18 protein-coding genes are annotated in these 18,787 nt (G+C 48.5%); all 18 read left to right on the plus strand.

Annotation, left to right across the window (positions count from 1 at the left end; all coding sequences use genetic code 11):
* Nucleotides 1–22 precede the first annotated feature (22 nt).
* The 18 genes from U1I11_RS06745 (at nt 23) to rpoD (ending at nt 18,725) form a co-directional block, all read left to right on the plus strand.
* Entirely contained in the window at nt 23–391 is a 369-nt protein-coding gene (locus tag U1I11_RS06745) for a histidine triad nucleotide-binding protein (RefSeq protein WP_322904928.1), read from the plus strand.
* Nucleotides 392–573: 182 nt separating this feature from the next.
* Nucleotides 574–747 (plus strand): 30S ribosomal protein S21, encoded by a 174-nt coding sequence (rpsU, locus tag U1I11_RS06750; RefSeq protein ID WP_005547957.1) that lies wholly within the window; start codon nt 574–576, stop codon nt 745–747.
* A gap of 15 nt (nt 748–762) precedes the next feature.
* Nucleotides 763–1,206, plus strand: a complete 444-nt coding sequence (locus U1I11_RS06755; RefSeq protein ID WP_188776347.1) for a GatB/YqeY domain-containing protein — start codon at nt 763–765, stop codon at nt 1,204–1,206.
* Nucleotides 1,207–1,546: 340 nt separating this feature from the next.
* On the plus strand, nt 1,547–2,386 hold the full coding sequence (locus tag U1I11_RS06760) for an NfeD family protein (protein ID WP_322905013.1): 840 nt from the start codon (nt 1,547–1,549) through the stop codon (nt 2,384–2,386).
* Between the two features lie 279 nt (nt 2,387–2,665).
* A complete protein-coding gene (gene floA / locus U1I11_RS06765; RefSeq protein WP_322905014.1) occupies nt 2,666–3,670 on the plus strand; it encodes a flotillin-like protein FloA in 1,005 nt (334 codons plus the stop codon).
* Nucleotides 3,671–3,682: 12 nt separating this feature from the next.
* On the plus strand, nt 3,683–4,354 hold the full coding sequence (locus tag U1I11_RS06770; protein WP_322905017.1) for a hypothetical protein: 672 nt from the start codon (nt 3,683–3,685) through the stop codon (nt 4,352–4,354).
* A 273-nt stretch (nt 4,355–4,627) separates the two neighbouring features.
* Entirely contained in the window at nt 4,628–5,599 is a 972-nt protein-coding gene (locus U1I11_RS06775) for a PhoH family protein (RefSeq protein WP_322905019.1), read from the plus strand.
* 65 nt (nt 5,600–5,664) lie between these two features.
* Entirely contained in the window at nt 5,665–7,911 is a 2,247-nt protein-coding gene (locus U1I11_RS06780; protein ID WP_322905021.1) for an HD family phosphohydrolase, read from the plus strand.
* Nucleotides 7,908–8,405 (plus strand): rRNA maturation RNase YbeY, encoded by a 498-nt coding sequence (gene ybeY, locus U1I11_RS06785; RefSeq protein WP_322905023.1) that lies wholly within the window; start codon nt 7,908–7,910, stop codon nt 8,403–8,405. Before U1I11_RS06780 ends, ybeY begins: the two co-directional genes overlap by 4 nt.
* A complete protein-coding gene (locus tag U1I11_RS06790) occupies nt 8,405–8,785 on the plus strand; it encodes a diacylglycerol kinase family protein (RefSeq protein ID WP_322905025.1) in 381 nt (126 codons plus the stop codon). Before ybeY ends, U1I11_RS06790 begins: the two co-directional genes overlap by 1 nt.
* A gap of 382 nt (nt 8,786–9,167) precedes the next feature.
* Nucleotides 9,168–9,578 (plus strand): cytidine deaminase, encoded by a 411-nt coding sequence (gene cdd / locus U1I11_RS06795; protein ID WP_322905027.1) that lies wholly within the window; start codon nt 9,168–9,170, stop codon nt 9,576–9,578.
* Nucleotides 9,579–9,646: 68 nt separating this feature from the next.
* Nucleotides 9,647–10,549: a GTPase Era gene (gene era / locus U1I11_RS06800; RefSeq protein WP_322905028.1), complete on the plus strand. Its 903-nt coding sequence runs from the start codon at nt 9,647–9,649 to the stop codon at nt 10,547–10,549.
* 247 nt (nt 10,550–10,796) lie between these two features.
* Nucleotides 10,797–11,546, plus strand: coding sequence for a DNA repair protein RecO (recO, locus tag U1I11_RS06805; RefSeq protein WP_322905741.1), 750 nt, complete (start codon nt 10,797–10,799; stop codon nt 11,544–11,546).
* Nucleotides 11,547–11,949: 403 nt separating this feature from the next.
* Nucleotides 11,950–12,828, plus strand: coding sequence for a glycine--tRNA ligase subunit alpha (gene glyQ / locus U1I11_RS06810; RefSeq protein WP_322905030.1), 879 nt, complete (start codon nt 11,950–11,952; stop codon nt 12,826–12,828).
* Nucleotides 12,829–12,830: 2 nt separating this feature from the next.
* Nucleotides 12,831–14,906, plus strand: a complete 2,076-nt coding sequence (gene glyS / locus U1I11_RS06815) for a glycine--tRNA ligase subunit beta (RefSeq protein ID WP_322905032.1) — start codon at nt 12,831–12,833, stop codon at nt 14,904–14,906.
* Between the two features lie 283 nt (nt 14,907–15,189).
* A complete protein-coding gene (locus U1I11_RS06820; protein WP_322905034.1) occupies nt 15,190–15,669 on the plus strand; it encodes a YaiI/YqxD family protein in 480 nt (159 codons plus the stop codon).
* A gap of 42 nt (nt 15,670–15,711) precedes the next feature.
* Complete coding sequence (gene dnaG, locus U1I11_RS06825) at nt 15,712–17,556, plus strand: DNA primase (RefSeq protein WP_322905035.1); 1,845 nt, start codon at nt 15,712–15,714, stop codon at nt 17,554–17,556.
* Nucleotides 17,557–17,597: 41 nt separating this feature from the next.
* Nucleotides 17,598–18,725: an RNA polymerase sigma factor RpoD gene (gene rpoD / locus U1I11_RS06830; protein WP_322905037.1), complete on the plus strand. Its 1,128-nt coding sequence runs from the start codon at nt 17,598–17,600 to the stop codon at nt 18,723–18,725.
* Nucleotides 18,726–18,787 lie beyond the last annotated feature (62 nt).

The raw sequence follows: 18,787 nt of genomic DNA on the forward strand, positions 1-18,787 counted from the left end.
CTATTAGGAAGGGGGATTTTCGATGTTTAAAGAAGATTGTTTGTTTTGCAAAATCGTTGCAGGTACGATCCCATGCAACAAAGTGTACGAGGATGAGCAAATTTTGGCATTTTACGATATCGCTCCGGCAGCACCTGTACACGTACTGATCATTCCAAAAAAGCATATCGATTCCATGAATGAAGTAACTGCGGAGGACTTGCCGTTAATTAGCGAAATTCATCGCGTAGCGATCGAACTTGCCAAGCAGCTCGGCATCGCTGAATCCGGCTATCGTCTAATTAACAACTGCGGCCCGGATAGCGGACAGGCTGTACAGCATCTGCATTATCATTTGCTCGGCGGCGGTAAACTTGGCGCATTAACCGGCATTTCCGACTCCCACGCTTAAATAAGATACACGGTTGGAAGCGAAAGTGAGCATCCGTACAATAATCGTCATGAACAGCTTTAGAAAAAAATGAGTGTAAAAAAACGTGATTTAGTTGACACTGCAGTTCGTTTTCACCTATAATGAAAGTTGATAAGCCGTGTTATTTTTCCGGACGGTCTGGTCGGAGGGAGGGAAAACTGGTGTCTGAAACGAAAGTTCGCAAAAACGAAACAATTGATGCAGCACTTCGTCGCTTCAAACGCTCCATCGCTAAAGATGGCGTTCTGGCTGAGGTGAAAAAACGCAAACATTATGAAAAGCCGAGCGTAAAGCGTAAGAAAAAATCCGAAGCTGCGCGCAAGAGAAAGTTTTAGGAGGATTTATCCGTTATGAGTCTGAGCGAACGATTGAACGAGGATATGAAGCAAGCGATGAGGGACAAGGACAAGTTCAAATTGTCCACCATTCGCATGGTACGTTCCACAATTCAAAATCAAGTAATTGATTTGAAACGTGACTTGAACGACGAGGAAGTGCTTGATATTCTTAGCCGTGAGATCAAACAGCGCAAAGATGCCCTCCAAGAATTTGAAAAAGCAGGTCGTGACGACCTGACAACCAACCTTAGTGCGGAGATTGAGATCATTTCGCAGTATCTGCCTGCCCAGCTTTCTGAAGAAGAAATTAAAGTCATTGTACAGCAGACCATCCTGGAGACCGGTGCTTCTTCAAAAGCCGATATGGGAAAAGTAATGAGCGCCTTGATGCCTAAGGTCAAAGGTCGCGCAGACGGAAAAGTTGTGAATCAAGCGGTTCAACAACTTCTGCAATAAACAAATTCAAAAGCTCCTTCTTTACGGAATGTAAAGAAGGAGCTTTTTTCTTTAGTCTGTTATTGTTTAATTTGCTATTTGTAGTTTGTTAGTTCGTTCGTTAGTTTGCTATTTGTTATTTGTGCACATCTTCATTTTTATTTGCTAGCGTGTTATATCACTGCAAATTAATATGACAATGATTACATTTTTGTGAAACGTCGCGGCTTGTAAATACGTATAATAAGTATAAGCATTCCCTGCTTGTGTACTACCGTTTCGACGGAGACGGTCGTTTTCTACATAAGTGGATCGTGCATATGGTGCATCATTATAGCTGAAAAGAAGGGGGCAAGAACGAATGAATAAGATCATGGACGGCTGGAGACGTTATGATCGTCAGCCGTTTGGCGCATGGATGATGTCGATGCTGCTGGTTGTTGTTTCGTTTGTACTTTTTGCGGCTCCGGTACATGCTGCTGCGCAGGCTGCTTCCGCACAACCTGGATTGGCTTCACAGATCGCTGTTTTTCTGACGCATCCGGTTGTATCTACGATTTTACTGTTTATCGGTATTGCCGGTATTGCGATTGAAATTCTTGTGCCGGGCGTGATCGCTCCGGGGGCAATCGGAATTGTCGCGTTTGGCTTGTTTTTCTTTGGCAGTTATATCGCCGGTTATTCAGGTTCGGAAACATGGGTATTGTTTGCGATCGGTTTGCTGCTGCTCGTGCTGGAAGTATTTATACCAAGCTTTGGCATACTTGGAGTACTTGGCACAGCGAGTTTGATTGCTGCGGTCATTCGGGCAGCATACGACACATCGGATGCGATATTGTCACTTGGAATCGCGTTTGTATCGGCAGCGATCTTTGTCGGTTTTGTCGCGTATGCGTTACGTAAACGCGGTGTATGGAATCGCTTTATTTTGAGCGAGCAGCTGACGTCTGACGAAAGTTATATGGAAAATTTACAGCGTGAACAGCTGCTCGGTCTGGAAGGCAAAAGTTTGACACCACTTCGTCCATCCGGTACAGTGCTCGTGGAAGGCCGTCATATCGATGTGGTCACGCAAGGCGGTTATATCGAGCGTGATCGCCCGATCCGCATTATTCGCATCGATGGCAGTCGTATCATTGTTGATGAGCTGCCTGAGCAGTTGGAAGGTGCGACTACAGGCACAGCGAAACCGCTTAGCTGACGAGCAGTCTAGTAGCTTGAAGCATATTCGCCATTGTATACTGCCTATAGACATATACGGTCGTAGCAGTAGCGGAGTTGACATTCGTTCCTATCGCATCATCCGGCGCAATCTTTTCAGCTAGCTGCCACGTACCGGAGAGAAGCAGATGAAGCAAAGGCGCATGAACTTTGCTATAGCTTAGTATCCATCTGCTACTCTTACATAACTTAACGGTCAATGACAGCCAGGACGCCGGCAGTTTGACCCAATTTATTGAACAGGAGTGTGATTGTTCTAATGGCATCACCTATCGTAAGCTTTATTTTTATCGTCGTCGTTGCAATTATCGTGTTAAGCGTATTTTTCAGTTTTTTCCCGCTGGCGCTGTGGATTTCGGCAGTCGCTTCCGGTGTGCGTGTCGGTATTATTACGCTGGTGGCGATGCGTCTGCGTCGTGTTACACCGTCGCGGATCGTCAATCCGCAAATTAAAGCGCATAAAGCGGGTCTCGGTTTGAATTTGAACCAGTTGGAAAGTCACTATCTTGCCGGTGGTAATGTCGATCGCGTCGTCAATGCGCTAATCGCTGCACAGCGTGCGAATATCCCGCTGGAATTTGAACGTGCGGCAGCGATCGACCTTGCTGGTCGTGACGTATTGCAGGCTGTACAGATGAGCGTTAACCCGAAAGTAATCGAAACACCTGTCGTAGCTGCGGTCGCCAAAGACGGTATCGAAGTTCGCGTTAAAGCACGTGTTACCGTACGTGCCAATATCGACCGACTCGTCGGTGGTGCAGGTGAAGAAACGATTATCGCCCGTGTTGGTGAAGGTATCGTTACGACCGTCGGTTCAAGTAATTCTCACAAACAAGTACTGGAAAATCCGGACTTAATCTCCCGTACCGTCTTGCAAAAAGGGCTTGATTCCGGTACTGCCTTTGAAATTTTGTCGATCGATATCGCGGATGTTGATGTAGGCAAAAACATCGGTGCAATGCTGCAAACTGAACAGGCGGAAGCCGACAAACGGATCGCCCAGGCAAAAGCCGAGGAGCGTCGTGCAATGGCGGTAGCGCAAGAGCAAGAGATGAAAGCGAAAGTGATCGAAATGAGAGCGCGTGTCGTCGAATCCGAATCCGATGTGCCGCTGGCGATGGCGGAAGCGCTGCGTAACGGACAGATGGGCGTCATGGATTATATGAACCTGAAAAATATCGAAGCTGATACGCATATGAGAGGCTCGCTTGGCAAAGCTAACGATCCGAATCAGGGCGGTAATGACCAGCAGCCGCTGAAATAAGGATGTGTTCCTATGATTGACTTTCTGTTAGGCCATCTGTACATCATCGTTATTATTGCGTTTGCGATCTTCACCGCGATTAGCAGCCGTTCCGGCAAAAATAAAGCGCGCAATCGGCGCCAGGGCATGCCGACATTTGGCGGTGGTCCTGATGTGCCAGGCAGACGTCCACTGACGCCGTCACAGACTGCGCAGCAGCGTGAAGATGAGGCACAACGCCGTTACAATGAAGCACAACGTCAGTTTGATCGGCAGCCAATGGACAGAGATATGGGGCAAGGCAGCTCACGTGTGCCTTTGTCACAAGAAGGCACTTCTGGCAGCGAAGGCTCGTATACCGACGCCGATACGTTCGAAGGTTCACGTATGGAAGCAACGACCGAAACCGGTCGTACCGCCGAGCAGTATCGAAACGAAATACAGCAGCGTCTTGATCAACTGAGTTATGGCATGAACGAGCGGTTGGATCGTATGGATTTGTCGTCTGTACAGTCGCCGTCAACGACCGATACGACCGATAACGCATCTGTAGCATCTGGCGGGTTGCGCCTCGACCCTGCGCAGGCGACACAAGGTGTGCTGTGGGCAGAGATTTTAAGCCCGCCGCGTTCCCGTCATGCCGGCAGTTTTGGACGTAAGGCTGCCAGTGCACAGCGCTCTGAACAGCGCCCTAATGAAGCGTAATCTCGTTCAAATGAATGGATACTGCAATAAATGTAAATTTTGGGTATGAATATCGTATAAATGTCGAGCCGGTCTTACTAAAGACCGGTTTTTTATCCATTAACAAAGTAGTGGCGTCGTATTAATTTCTAACCTTTGTGAACAATAAATAATACGTAGGACGGTTTGAAGACACCACCTAGTCAAAAAATTTTGCATGCGCTTCGATACAATGGTAAAGTTTATGAGAAGGTAATATGACTATTATTCTACAACTGAGGAGATTGAGGCTATTTGTCAGAGCAAACGCAAAGCATCAGAATTCCCTTGCAAAACGTGGAAGAAGGACTGGCCCTGTTCGGTCCTCAGGATCAGTTTTTGAAAATTATCGAACGTGAGACCGAGGCAAAAATCGGCAGTCGTGAAGCCGAGATTGTCATTCAGGGTCCCGCTCCGGTCGTAGACCAGATGCAGCAGTTGTTTGAAGTGCTGCTTGAGCTAGTTCGCAAAAGTTATGTTCTAACCGAACGGGATATTTTATATGCAATTGAGCTTGCAAAAGATATGAGAGCGGATCAACTGCTCGACTTATATAAAGGAGAGATCACGCAGACGTTTCGCGGCAAACCGATTCGTGTGAAAACGATCGGACAAAAATATTATGTGTCCACGATTCAGAAGCGCGATATCGTATTTGGCATCGGTCCTGCTGGTACCGGTAAAACGTATTTAGCGGTAGTGCTAGCGGTGGCAGCGCTTAAAGAAGGCAAAGTCAAACGCATTATCCTGACGCGTCCGGCGGTGGAAGCGGGCGAAAGTCTCGGTTTTTTGCCGGGTGATTTGCAGGAAAAAGTAGACCCGTATTTGCGTCCGTTGTATGACGCTTTGTACGATGTCATGGGTCAAGAACAAACGGTCAAAGCGCTGGAGCGCGGCTTGATTGAAATCGCGCCGCTCGCTTATATGCGCGGACGCACGCTTGATGATTCATTTATTATTTTGGATGAAGCGCAAAATACGACAGCTGAACAGATGAAGATGTTTTTGACACGTCTTGGTTTCGGTTCCAAAATGGTCATTACTGGTGATGTGACCCAGATTGATCTGCCACGCGGCAAAAAATCCGGGCTTGTCGAAGCGAGATTAGTGCTGGACGGAATTGCGGAAATTGGTTTTGTTACTTTTGCCGAGCAGGACGTTGTGCGGCATTCACTGGTACAAAAAATTATCGTTGCTTATGACAAAGCATCCGAGAATCTGGAATAGCAGATGGTCAGTGGACAGGCAGCAACCGCACATTTTGAATATTCAGAAGTGAGAGGACTGTAAGTATGGCATCCAAGGAACCGTCTAAAAGCAATTCATTCTATTCCAAGCTGGCAGGGTGGAAGACCGGCCCTAGAACACAGTATGTGCTGTTTGTATTATTGCTTGTGCTGTTTTATGCCAGTCTGGCTCCGAATTTGCTGCCACAACGTTTTGATATCCACGTAGGCGCAGCGACCGATAAGGACATTATCGCGCCGATGCAGCTTCCGAACAACAAAGCGACATTGCAGGCACAGGAGGAAGCGGCAGAGCGCGTAGAGCCGGTGTACAAAATCGTGTCCATGCATCGCGACACAGTGATCGCCCAGATGCTGGAACGCATTGAGTCGCTGAATCAGGATGATCAAATATCAAGCGCTGATAAAGCGCAAATTTACAGTCAGGAAATTCCAGACCGGATTCGCAATTCGGTCGCTAACTTTATTCGCAAGCAGCGTGAAAGTGATACGTACTCTGCACAGTTGCTCGATGAAATGCAGCGTACGATTTCGAATCAAGCGTACAGCATACCGGAAGAAACATTTCTAAAAATTCCCCGTCTGTCCAACGCTGACATTCAGCAGATGAGCCAGGTGGCAACATCGATCGTTACCCGGCTAATGAGCGATCAGATTACCGATGCGCAATCGGCGCGCGCACGGGTAGCGGAGATGGTCAATACAAGCTCGCTGGAAAGCCGGACGGCGCGCGAAGTGGCGCAGGAGCTTATTCGCGGTGTGTTGACCGCAAACAAGTTTTACGATGAAGAAGCGACCAAAGCCGCCAAAGTCGAAGCGCGCGAAAATACGCCGGTTGTGTATGTGCAGCAGGGAGAAGTGATCGTGCCGGCAGGTCAGGTCATTACACAGGATATGTACACACTGCTCGATGAGAACAATTTGCTCAAAAATGAGGTGAATTATTGGCCTCAACTCGGCTTATTGTTGTTGTCGCTTCTGCTTACACTGGGGGTCTATTTGTTTATTCGTCAGTCGGCACAGCGCGGTGTTCAGTACAATAATGCCCAACTGTTGATGCTAATCCTGATTTTTGTAATTACGATACTGGCATTTCATCTTGTGCGTATTTTGCAGATTGGCAATTCGCCTTATTTTGGCTATTTGGTGCCGGCGGCGCTTGGCGCGACATTGATTACACTGCTGCTCGATATTCATCTCGCTTATGTATGTTCCATCATTTTGAGCGTGCTGGCGAGTGTGATTTTGAATATGCGTCAAGGTGATATGTTTGACTATCAGTTTGGACTGTTTACGCTCGTTGTCTCGTTTGCGGCGATTCATTCGATTCATCGTGCCAGCCAGCGCTCGACCATTTTGAAGGCAGGCATTATGACTTGTCTGTTTGGCGCGATTTGTGTGCTAACGTTTGTATTGCTGCATGATAAGGAATGGACGCGCATGACCGTGCTGTATACGCTTGGCTTTACCTTTATCGGGGGCTTGCTCACAACGGTGCTTGTGCTCGGTCTAATGCCCTTTTTCGAGACGACATTTGGCATTTTGTCAGCGCTGAAGCTGATTGAGCTGTCCAATCCGAACCATCCGCTGCTGCGCAAGCTGTTGATCGAAACGCCGGGAACGTATCATCATAGCGTGATGGTTGGCAATTTGTCCGAGGCGGCTGCCGAAGCGATCGGGGCGAATGGATTGCTGTGCCGGGTCGGTTCGTATTATCATGATATCGGGAAGACGAAGCGCCCCGGTTATTTTATCGAAAATCAAAATCATATGGAAAATCCGCATGACAGCATCGATCCGAAGCTGAGCAAATCGATCATTATCGCCCATGCACGCGACGGTGTGGAAATGCAAAAGGAATATAAGTTGCCGAAGCCGATTCGCGATATCGCGGAGCAGCATCATGGCACGACATTTCTGTATTTCTTTTACCAGAAAGCGCTCAAACAGGCGGAAGAACAAGGCGTAGAGCCAGACTTTACCGAAGACGATTTCCGTTATGCAGGGCCGAAGGCGCAGACGAAAGAAGCGGCGGTTGTCGGCATTGCTGATAGCGTGGAGGCGGCGGTACGTTCGCTCAAACAGCCGACCGTCGAGCAGGTGGAGACGATGATCGAGAAGATTATCAAAGGTCGGCTTGATGATCACCAGTTTAATGACTGCGATCTGACGATGAAAGAGCTGGATGTGATCGCTCAAACGCTGAAGGAAGCGGTTATGGGGATTTTCCATTCACGTATCGAGTATCCGGAAGATGTGAAAAAGCCGGATGTAAAGGAGAACAAGGCATGAGTTTACAGCTCGCATGGGAGAATGAGCAAAGTGAATATGAAATTACAGGTGAGCTAATCGAGCTGCTGGAACAGGTTTTGCAGGAAGCCGGTAAACGTGAAGGTGTGACGGAAGGCGAAGTGGCGCTCACTTTTGTCGATGACGAGGCGATTCATGAGCTGAATCTGGAATACCGTCATATCGATCGTCCGACCGATGTGCTGTCATTTGCAATGAATGAGTCGCTGGACGATGAGCCGCTCATTCATTACGGTGAAGCCGAGGCGGAAGCGGACGGTGAGCCGGACATCATGCTGGGCGATATTATTATTTCCGTACCGCGTGCGATCGTGCAGAGCGAAGAATATGGGCATTCGGTAGAACGCGAGCTGGGATTCCTGTTTGTACATGGCTTTTTGCATTTGCTTGGCTATGATCATCAGGATGAGGAGAGCGAAGCGGAGATGATGGGCAAGCAGGAGCAAGTGTTGCAGCAGATCGGATTGACTCGCTGATGAAAAAGAGGACGTGGAGAGACGTATTTTATTCCGCAACCGAAGGTGTTATCGCTACTTTTCGCACCGAGCGTAATTTCCGCGTTCATGTGTTGGCAACGCTCGCGATTGTGGCGGCAGCCTGGTTTTTCCAAGTTAGTTCGCTCGATTGGATGCTGCTTACGCTGGCGATCGGTATGGTGCTTGGTGCGGAGTTAATGAACACCGCCGTTGAAGCTGCTGTCGATCTCGTATCACCCGACTGGCATCCGTTTGCCAAAAAAGCAAAGGATGCCGCAGCCGGGGCGGTGCTGATCGCCTCTGCAACAGCCGCGGTGATTGGAGTGATCGTATTTTGGAAGCCGGTTGCGGACTGGCTGTCCCTGTTGCTCGGTCATTGACCGTGTGGAAGCGTGGCTGCAAAGCAAGCAAGCGGATTATTTAGGAGTGCAGCAGCAAAAGTTGCCCTCCGAGAGAGCGGTTCTATTGCTCCACCTGCTTGCTGCATAGGTTGGCGCAGATTGCATTATCGTGTGTGATCTAGCCGGGTACACGTATAGCTAATACGACATCAAAGCGTGCATAACAAACAAGCCCCTTGACCGTATTCAGGCAAGGGGCTTGTCGTATACTGTATAGCCAAGTACCGAAATATCGAAAACTGCCCGCAAACTATGGGCGAATCGTGGCAAATGATGTAAAATGGAAGTAAACTCTTTGGGCGTTCGGCTGATCAAGCGCACGCCTTTGTGCAACGATTCGATTGTATACTGGAGGAACCACATGGAATCATCCCAATTGCTGCAAGAGGCGATTATCGCCCGTGCAAAAGCGTATGTACCTTATTCCCATTTTTCCGTTGGCGCAGCATTGCTGGATGAAGATGGCAATGTGCATCACGGCTGTAATATTGAAAATGCAGGCTATTCGCCAAGCAATTGTGCAGAACGTACAGCATTGTTCAGTGCGATTGCACAGGGACATCGTCCTGGCTCATTCCGTATGCTGGCGGTGGTAGGCGCTACCGATGAACCGATTGCCCCTTGCGGCGTATGTCGTCAGGTGATGGTAGAGCTGTGCAAGCCGGATATGCCGGTGCTGCTCGCTAACATGAAAGGCGATACACGAATGACCACGATTGCCGAGCTATTGCCGCATGCTTTTGGACCGTGGAATTTAAACAAACCATCTTGATCGTTTTGAGAAATTCATAATACAGGCAGTTCTGCAACAGCAGAAATTGCCGATGAACGGAGTGTACTATGTCAAAAAAATCTTTTAAATCCGGTTTTGTCGCGATTGTGGGCCGTCCGAATGTAGGCAAGTCAACGCTAATGAACCAGGTGATCGGGCAAAAGATTGCGATTATGTCCGATAAGCCGCAAACGACACGCAACAAAATTCATGGCGTCTATACGACAGACGATATGCAAATCGTATTTCTCGATACACCAGGCGTGCACAAACGCCAATCCAAGCTGGGCGATTATATGAATCAGACGGCGCTTAACACATTGAATGAGGTCGAAGCGGCACTGTTCCTTATCGATGCAGCCGAAGGTTTGGGCGGTGGCGATCGTTTTATTATCGAGCATTTGAAAAAGGTGAAAACACCGGTTTTTCTCGTGCTGAATAAAATCGATCAGGTGAAGCCGGAAGAACTGCTGCCGCTTATCGATAAATATCGTGCGCTGCATGAGTTTGCCGAAATCGTACCGATTTCAGCGAAGCTAGGCAGCAATGTGACGACATTGCTGGAACAGTTGGGCAAATATTTGCCGCAAGGTCCGCAATATTACCCGGACGATCAAGTGACCGATCATCCGGAACAATTCGTTTGTGCCGAACTAATTCGCGAGAAAATTTTGCAAATGACACGCGAGGAAATTCCGCATTCAATCGCCGTTACGATCGAGGATATGTATACACAGGAAAATGGTGTCGTTAATATTTCGGCTGTTATTTTTGTAGAGCGTGATTCCCAAAAAGGTATCATTATCGGCAAACAAGGCGCCTTGCTCAAAGAAGTAGGCAAACGCGCACGGATGGATATTCAAAATTTGCTCGGTTCCAAAACATTTTTGGAGCTATGGGTAAAAGTGAAAAAAGACTGGCGTAACCAGGATCGTGTGCTAAAAGACCTCGGCTTCCATAAGGATGCTTAAACGTAGTAAATAAACGTGTTGACATAGAAATAGAAGATATGTACGTTTGCTTCTGCTGTGTCGTGTATGCGGAAACAGGGCATTGAAGCAAATGCCCTGTTTCTTTCGTTAACGCAATGCTGTCCTGTTTTATCATTACAGTAATAGGTACGTCTTATGTATACTGCAAGTCGTCCATGTGCTGTTCAAAAGCTGGACGAACTAGGCGGACACAAGTATGGCGAGCAACGAGATCGGAGGCTGGCGTGTGTTATACCGAGTCCAAGGAATCGTAATCCGCAGCATGGATTACGGTGAAGGCAACAAAATTATTACGCTGTGCACGGAGTCGCACGGTAAAATCGCCGTGTTCGTACGTGGAGCAAGAAAGGCAAAAAGTCGACATGCTGCGCTCGTACAGCCGTTTACGTATGGCGAGTTTAATTTTATCCGCAGCGGCACCGGAATGGGCACGCTCAATCAAGGCGAAGTGATCGAATCGAACTATAAACTGCGCGAAGATATTACGCTGGCTGCTTATGGCGCATACGGATGCGAGCTGGTCGATAAGGCGCTGCTCGATAACGAAACCGGGCATTTCTGGTTTGACCAACTTAAAGCGTATTTGTCGTTTCTGGGTGAAGGACGTGATCCGGTCATCCTAACCGCTTTATTCGAAATGAAAGTATTGCAGGCGGCAGGTTATGGCCCACAGGTCGATGCATGCATGTTTTCAGAGGAAACGGAAGGCGACTTCTGGTTAAGCGTACGTCTTGGCGGTATTTTATCCAAACGCGAACGCCGCCAAGACCCAGCTGCGATTGCACTTTCACCAGGTGTGCTGCGACTGCTACGATTGTTTGCCAGACTCGATATTCGTCGGCTCGGCAATATCGATGTGCGTGAGGAGACAAGAGCGGAGATCAAGCAAATGATGAGCGCATTTATGGAAGTGCAGCTTGGACTTAAGCTGAAATCGCGTCGCTTTTTGGAGCAGTTGGAGCGGTTTGAGCTGTGAAAAAGTCGTGTGTTATCCTACTACCGTATTGACGAACGATATCAATTCCGGTATGATCTAAACTATATTGTGGTGCCTAATGTGACCACACATGATGCGTTGACCGGAAAAGTAAGCTGCCGATGATCGTCCTAAGCGAATCAGGGATTGTGTGAGCCTGATGACGACCGCTAGCCGAATGGCATCCGTGAGCATATGAGCTGAATACGGAAAAGTGGATGACATGCCTAGCATGTCTTCAAGTAGGGTGGAACCGCGGGAAATGAACCTCTCGTCCCTATGTCTGTGACCAGGCGTAGGAACGGGAGTTTTTTGCGTGCGTTGCAGATGAAGATGCCGTTTCAGCGTCACCATTTGCCGATCTGGCACCGCTAACAAACCGAATCGAAAAGGAGTAATGTCGATGAATTTCCAGCAAATGATTTTGACGCTGCAAAACTTCTGGGCTGCGCACAACTGTATTATCGTGCAGCCATATGACACCGAAAAAGGTGCAGGTACGATGAACCCGATGACATTCCTGCGCTCGATTGGCCCTGAACCGTGGCGTGTCGCTTATGTAGAGCCGTCCCGTCGCCCATCCGACGGTCGTTATGGGGAAAACCCGAACCGTCTGTACCAGCATCACCAGTTCCAGGTCATTATTAAGCCGTCTCCAGACAATATTCAGGAAGTGTATTTGGACAGCTTACGCGCGCTTGGCATCGAGCCGCTTGATCATGATATTCGTTTTGTTGAAGATAACTGGGAAAATCCGTCGCTCGGTTGTGCCGGACTTGGTTGGGAAGTATGGCTGGACGGGATGGAAATTACCCAGTTTACGTATTTTCAGCAAGTGGGCGGTATTGAGACGAATCCGGTATCAGTAGAAATTACGTACGGTATGGAGCGTCTTGCTTCCTATATTCAGGAGAAAGAAAATGTGTTCGATCTGGAATGGGTCGAAGGGATTACGTATGGCGATGTATTCCATCAGCCGGAGTTTGAGCATTCCACGTACACTTTTGAAGTATCCGATGTGTCGATGCTGCTAACTTTGTTCAGCACGTATGAACAAGAAGCGAAGCGTGCGATGGATTTGAAGCTTGTATTCCCGGCGTATGATTATGTGCTGAAATGCTCGCATACATTCAACCTGCTTGATGCACGCGGTGCGATCAGCGTGACCGAGCGTACCGGCTACATTACGCGCGTGCGTAATCTGGCACGTCAGGTCGCCGCAACGTATCTGGAAAATCGTGAGAAGCTCGGCTTCCCGATGCTCAAGAAGGGAGAGGTTTAATCATGGCAAAAGATTTGTTGCTTGAAATCGGTTTGGAAGAAGTGCCGGCGCGCTTTTTGCGGGCAGCGATGAACCAGTTGCACGATAAAACGGTAAAATGGCTGGACGATTCCCGTCTGTCGCACGGTGATGCCAAAGTATTTGCCACTCCACGCCGTTTGGCGGTATGGGTCAAAGACGTAGCGGAAAAGCAGGAAGATATCAACGAAGAAGTAAAAGGGCCGTCCCGCAAAATCGCCCAGGACGAAACCGGCAACTGGAGCAAAGCTGCACTCGGTTTTGCCCGTAGTCAAGGTGTCGATCCGGCTGAGTTTACGTTCCGCGAAGTGGGCGGTGTAGAATACATTTATGCGCAAAAAAGCAGTGTCGGTACAAGCACGGAAAGTATCGTTGCCGACGCGCTGCACCAGATTATTACATCGCTAACGTTTCCCAAAAATATGCGTTGGGGCGATCATGATTTCCGTTTTGTGCGTCCAATCCGCTGGCTGGTAGCGCTGTGGGGACATGATGTGATCGATTTTGAAATTACCGGTGTGCGTACAGGACGTACGACGCGTGGACATCGTTTCCTCGGTGCTGATACCGAGATCGCTGAGCCGACGCTGTATATGGAAGCATTGCGCCAGCAGCATGTGATCGCAGATGTCGAAGAACGTCAAGCGATGATTAGCGCGCAAATCGCCCATCTGGCAGCTGAGCAACATTGGCATATCGATGTCAAAGATGATCTGCTGGAAGAAGTATTGTTCCTGGTCGAGACGCCGACCGTGCTGTACGGCACATTTGATCCCGCCTTTCTGCACATTCCGCAAGATGTGCTGATTACTTCGATGCGTGAACATCAGCGTTATTTCCCAGTGCTAGACAAAGAAGGGCAATTGCTGCCATTTTTCGTAACTGTACGTAACGGTAATGATCGCGCACTAGATGTGATTGCCAAAGGAAACGAAAAGGTGCTGCGTGCCCGTCTGTCGGATGCGAAGTTTTTCTACGAGGAAGATCAAAAGCTGAAGATCGCCGATGCGGTAGCAAAGCTCGACAATATCGTATTTCATGAGGAGATCGGTACGCTGGGCGAAAAAGTTCGCCGTGTGCGTCAAATTGCCGATCAGCTCGGTGCAGCGCTGCACGTAGCGCCTGAGCAAGCGGCAACGATTAGTCGTACCGCCGATATTTTCAAATTCGATCTAGTTACGCAAATGGTCTACGAGTTCCCTGAACTGCAAGGTGTAATGGGTGAAGATTATGCCCGTAAAGCCGGGGAAAGCGAAGAAGTGGCACGCGCTATTTTTGAACATTATCAGCCTCGTTTTTCCGGTGACAGTGCGCCTGCATCGTTAACCGGTTCGATCATTAGCATCGCTGAGAAGATCGATACGATCGTTGCCTGCTTCTCGATCGGTATCATTCCGACAGGCTCGCAAGACCCGTATGCGTTGCGTCGTCAGGCAGCCGGAATCGTACAGATTTTGTTGGAGCGTGAACTTCCGCTGACATTGGAGCAAATCTTTGACATTACGTTGAATATTCATGAAAATTTAAGGAAGTTGAAACGTTCTTCCGATATAATACGTATAGATTTAAATGAGTTTTTCGGTCTGCGCGTCAAAAAGCTGCTGTCCGAAACACTCCGCTACGACGTGGTCGATGCCGTCATTTCGGCAGGTTTTAGCCATATCGGTTCCGTTGTAGCGCGCGGTAATGATTTGATGAAAGCGGTGCAGGAAGTGCCTGATTTCAAGCTGACTATTGAGTCATTTGAACGTGTATCTAATCTGGCAGCCAAGTCCGCAGGGCATACCGTGAACGCAGCGCTCTTTAGTGAAGCGGGCGAACGCGAGCTGTATGCAGCGTGGAAAGCTGTTACTGGCAACTATAACAGCTTAATGGATGGCAATGAGACCGGTGCGGCGCTAGCATTGCTGGCAACACTGCGTCCTGCCATTACCGCTTTCTTCGAGCAGATTATGGTAATGGTCGATGATGAAGCGGTACGTGACAATCGGCTTGCTTTGCTCGCGGCAATCGATCGCGATGTAAAGCGGTTTGCAGATTTCTCCAAGCTGGTTAAATAAACGATACGGGAGCTTAAGCGCCTGTTGCATCAATTGAATTGGAAATGCGAAGCTGGAGCAATGTGGACAGGCAATGTTTGCCACTTAAAACATAGCGCCTTTGTCATCTGCCCTATAAACGACGCATTTCATACTCACTTATACTTGGATACGGAACGATTACCTAATAGGGTCGTTCCGTATTTTCCGCTTTTTGAACGAACGTATGCTCCATGACGAATGCTGTCAATCGACGGTTAAACGAAGCGGTTATTCGTTATGCACAACGGAAAGGAGAGGTCATTTGCCATCCGAAGTAGAGAAACGTCCTACTATCGTTGTTGACGGCGATGCCTGTCCCGTCAAAGCGGAAATCGCTGACACGGCGCGCGCCTTTCAAGTGCCCGTACTGATCGTTTCTTCGTTTGATCACCGGATTGAGGCGGAGGAAGGCGTACGTGTCGTACAGGTTGACCGCGGCGATCAAAGCGCTGATTTGTATATTGTGAATCATATCCAGCCCGGCGATATTGTTATTACGCAGGATTATGGGCTGGCTACGATTGCACTGGCAAGACGATGCCTAGTGCTGTCGTTTCGCGGCATGGAATTTCATGCGGACAATATTGAATTTTTGCTAGCACGGCGTCATGCGCAGGCAAAGGCACGTCGTCAAGGTAAATATGGAAAAGGGCAACGCCCGCTCACATTTGAAGATCGCAAAAATTTCCAGACCGAGCTGGTAAAACTTTTAATAAAGATGCAGGAATTTCATTCTGAATAGCGAATATTATGTATCGTGCGAAAAGAGATGAAGGTGGTAACGATGAACACCGGACATAGCGGTGGTATTCCTGAGGAAGTCATTGAAGCTGTCTTACAGCATAATGACATTGTCGATACGGTAAGCAAATACGTTCATCTGACCAAACAAGGAAAGTATATGAAGGGCCTCTGCCCGTTTCATTCCGAAAAGACGCCTTCGTTTACGGTAACGCCGGAACGTCAGATTTTTTACTGTTACGGATGCGGTGCCGGAGGCAATGCGATTAAATTCCGTATGGAAATTGAAGGCTTGTCCTTTCCGGAAGCGGTCAGATTGATGGCGGAAGAATCGCATGTTCCTTTTCATGACAATAAGGGAACCGCGATCTCGCCGCAAAATAAGGAGCTGGAGCGTTTGCTCCAGGCACATGAATGGGCTGCCAAGCTGTTCCATTATTTGCTCAAAAATACGGAGCATGGCAAAGCTGCAATGGATTATTTGCGTGAACGGGGGTTTGGCGACAAGCTGATCGATCAGTTTCAAATCGGTTATGCGCCGGATCGTTGGGATACGTTAGTGCAGTTTTTTGAAAAGCGTTCGTTTGATCTCAAAGAAATGGAAAAAGGCGGGCTGCTGTCATCGCGTCAAAATGGCTCCGGTTATGTAGATCGTTTTCGCGGGCGGATTATGTTTCCAATTATGAATCGCAGCGGCAGGGTTATTGCCTTTGCAGGGCGAATACTTGGAGACGGTCAGCCGAAATATTTAAATTCACCCGAAAGTCGTCTGTTCAACAAAAGCCGTACACTGTATAATTTGAATCTTGCCAAAGGAGCGATCCGCAAGCAAGGACAAGTCGTATTGATGGAAGGCTTTGGTGATGTGATTGCCGCATGGGATGCCGGGGTACAACATACTGTAGCAACAATGGGCACAGCCTTGACTGAAAATCATGCTGCGCTCATTCGTACACTGACCGAAGAAGTGGTCGTCTGTTATGACGGTGACAATGCCGGTCAGGCAGCTGCCTTGAAAAGTATTCCGATTCTGGAAGAAGCGGGCTTGCATGTGAAGGTGGCGGTGTTACAAAACGGGCTTGATCCGGATGATTACATCAAAATGTACAGCAAGGAACGTTTTGTCGATCAGATTATTCACGGAGCGGTATCCACTACCAAGTTCAGACTGATTAATGTGAAGAAACATCATAATTTGCTTGAAGAAGATGGCAAGGCTGCCTATGCGCAAGAAGCGATCGGCATTATCGCCCAGCTTGCTTCACCGACCGAACGAGAAGTTTACCTCAAGGAGTTATCCACCGAGGTCGGTGTGTCATTGGAAAGCCTAAAGCAGGATTGCAATCTGGCACGTCAGGCATTCAGCCGCAAACAGGCACAAAGCCAGCACAGCAACCGCAACATAGGCGCAGGGACGTCAGGCAAGCCTGTCCGTGGCGGTTCGCGCAAGCAGGCTGCCGCGCCAACGTTGTTGCCTGCTTATCATGTGGCAGAGCGACGTTTGCTGTCCATCATGCTTCAGGATGGAGAGGCTGCCACCTATGTGAGCGATCAGTTGGGTGACGGATTTAATATTCCAGAGCATGCTGCACTTGCGGCATATATTTATTCATATTATGCACAGGGCAAGCCACCTGATATTAGTCGGCTGATCGCCTCGCTTCAGGACGATCGGTTGGAAAAAACGGCAACGTCCATCTCGATGATGGATGAGCCGCTTGATACAAGCTTACGCGGAATGGATGACTATATTCGCGAGATTAAGAAGTTTCCGAAGCAGAAGCAAATCGAGCACAAAAGAGAAGAAATGCTGCGTGCAGAGAAAGCTGGTGATTTTCTGCAAGCGGCTCAAATTGCAAGTGAGATTATCGCCCTGGAACGTGGATAACCGTCCGCTACGGTTAGTTGCAGGGAGGAGGGAGTCGAAAGATGGCGAACGATCAGCATACTGAATTGGAAACCGAATTAACATTGGAACAGGTCAAGGAACAGCTTATGGAAGTAGGTAAAAAAAGAGGCTCCTTGAACTACAAAGATATTACGGAAAGACTGGCTGCATTTGACCAGGATGCCGAGCAAATTGATGAGTTTTATGAGCAATTGGGTGATAACGGCGTTGAGGTAATCAATGAAGGTGACGAGGAAATCCGTCAAGATTCCGACAATGAGAACGAAAACGGCGATAATGATTTTAGTTTTGACGATGATTTGGCATTGCCACCTGGTATCAAAATTAATGACCCGGTACGGATGTACCTGAAAGAAATCGGTCGTGTGCCATTGCTGTCTGCTGACAGCGAAGTGGAGCTAGCGAAACGGATTGAACAAGGCGATGAAGAAGCCAAACGTCGTCTGGCTGAAGCGAACTTGCGTCTTGTCGTCAGTATCGCCAAGCGTTATGTCGGTCGTGGCATGCTGTTCCTTGATCTGATTCAAGAAGGTAATATGGGTCTGATCAAAGCGGTTGAGAAATTTGACCACACCAAAGGATACAAGTTCAGTACGTACGCAACATGGTGGATTCGCCAGGCGATCACCCGTGCGATTGCTGACCAGGCAAGAACGATCCGGATTCCGGTGCATATGGTCGAAACGATTAACAAATTGATCCGCGTATCCCGTCAGCTCCTGCAAGAGCTGGGGCGCGAACCGACGCCGGAAGAAATCGCCGCCGAGATGGAACTGAGCGTCGAAAAAGTGCGCGAAATTATGAAAATTGCGCAAGAGCCGGTATCGTTGGAGACGCCAATCGGCGAAGAAGACGATTCGCATCTGGGCGACTTTATCGAAGATCAAGACGCGCTCGCCCCTGCTGATGCGGCAGCTTACGAGCTGTTAAAAGAGCAATTGGAAGACGTACTGGATACGTTGACCGAGCGTGAGGAAAATGTACTACGCCTGCGTTTTGGTCTGGATGATGGTCGTACGCGCACGCTGGAAGAAGTTGGTAAAGTATTCGGCGTTACCCGTGAGCGGATTCGTCAGATCGAAGCGAAAGCTTTGCGTAAACTGCGCCATCCAAGTCGCAGCAAACGCCTGAAAGATTTCCTCGAATAGCATTTAGTTCTATGTTCTAAATGGTATATGTGTATGGTAAGCCGATCGATGTTACCGTTAGC

This window comes from Paenibacillus campi (assembly GCF_034659835.1).
Taxonomy (GTDB): domain Bacteria; phylum Bacillota; class Bacilli; order Paenibacillales; family Paenibacillaceae; genus Saccharibacillus; species Saccharibacillus campi.

Excerpts from the sequence above, each read along its gene's own strand:
- U1I11_RS06745 (WP_322904928.1), top strand. The coding sequence starts at position 23 with ATGTTTAAAGAAGATTGTTTGTTTTGCAAAATCGTTGCAGGTACGATC.
- U1I11_RS06755 (WP_188776347.1), top strand. The coding sequence starts at position 763 with ATGAGTCTGAGCGAACGATTGAACGAGGATATGAAGCAAGCGATGAGG.
- U1I11_RS06760 (WP_322905013.1), top strand. The coding sequence starts at position 1,547 with ATGAATAAGATCATGGACGGCTGGAGACGTTATGATCGTCAGCCGTTT.
- floA (WP_322905014.1), top strand. The coding sequence starts at position 2,666 with ATGGCATCACCTATCGTAAGCTTTATTTTTATCGTCGTCGTTGCAATT.
- U1I11_RS06770 (WP_322905017.1), top strand. The coding sequence starts at position 3,683 with ATGATTGACTTTCTGTTAGGCCATCTGTACATCATCGTTATTATTGCG.
- U1I11_RS06780 (WP_322905021.1), top strand. The coding sequence starts at position 5,665 with ATGGCATCCAAGGAACCGTCTAAAAGCAATTCATTCTATTCCAAGCTG.
- ybeY (WP_322905023.1), top strand. The coding sequence starts at position 7,908 with ATGAGTTTACAGCTCGCATGGGAGAATGAGCAAAGTGAATATGAAATT.
- U1I11_RS06790 (WP_322905025.1), top strand. The coding sequence starts at position 8,405 with ATGAAAAAGAGGACGTGGAGAGACGTATTTTATTCCGCAACCGAAGGT.
- cdd (WP_322905027.1), top strand. The coding sequence starts at position 9,168 with ATGGAATCATCCCAATTGCTGCAAGAGGCGATTATCGCCCGTGCAAAA.
- era (WP_322905028.1), top strand. The coding sequence starts at position 9,647 with ATGTCAAAAAAATCTTTTAAATCCGGTTTTGTCGCGATTGTGGGCCGT.
- glyQ (WP_322905030.1), top strand. The coding sequence starts at position 11,950 with ATGAATTTCCAGCAAATGATTTTGACGCTGCAAAACTTCTGGGCTGCG.
- glyS (WP_322905032.1), top strand. The coding sequence starts at position 12,831 with ATGGCAAAAGATTTGTTGCTTGAAATCGGTTTGGAAGAAGTGCCGGCG.
- dnaG (WP_322905035.1), top strand. The coding sequence starts at position 15,712 with ATGAACACCGGACATAGCGGTGGTATTCCTGAGGAAGTCATTGAAGCT.
- rpoD (WP_322905037.1), top strand. The coding sequence starts at position 17,598 with ATGGCGAACGATCAGCATACTGAATTGGAAACCGAATTAACATTGGAA.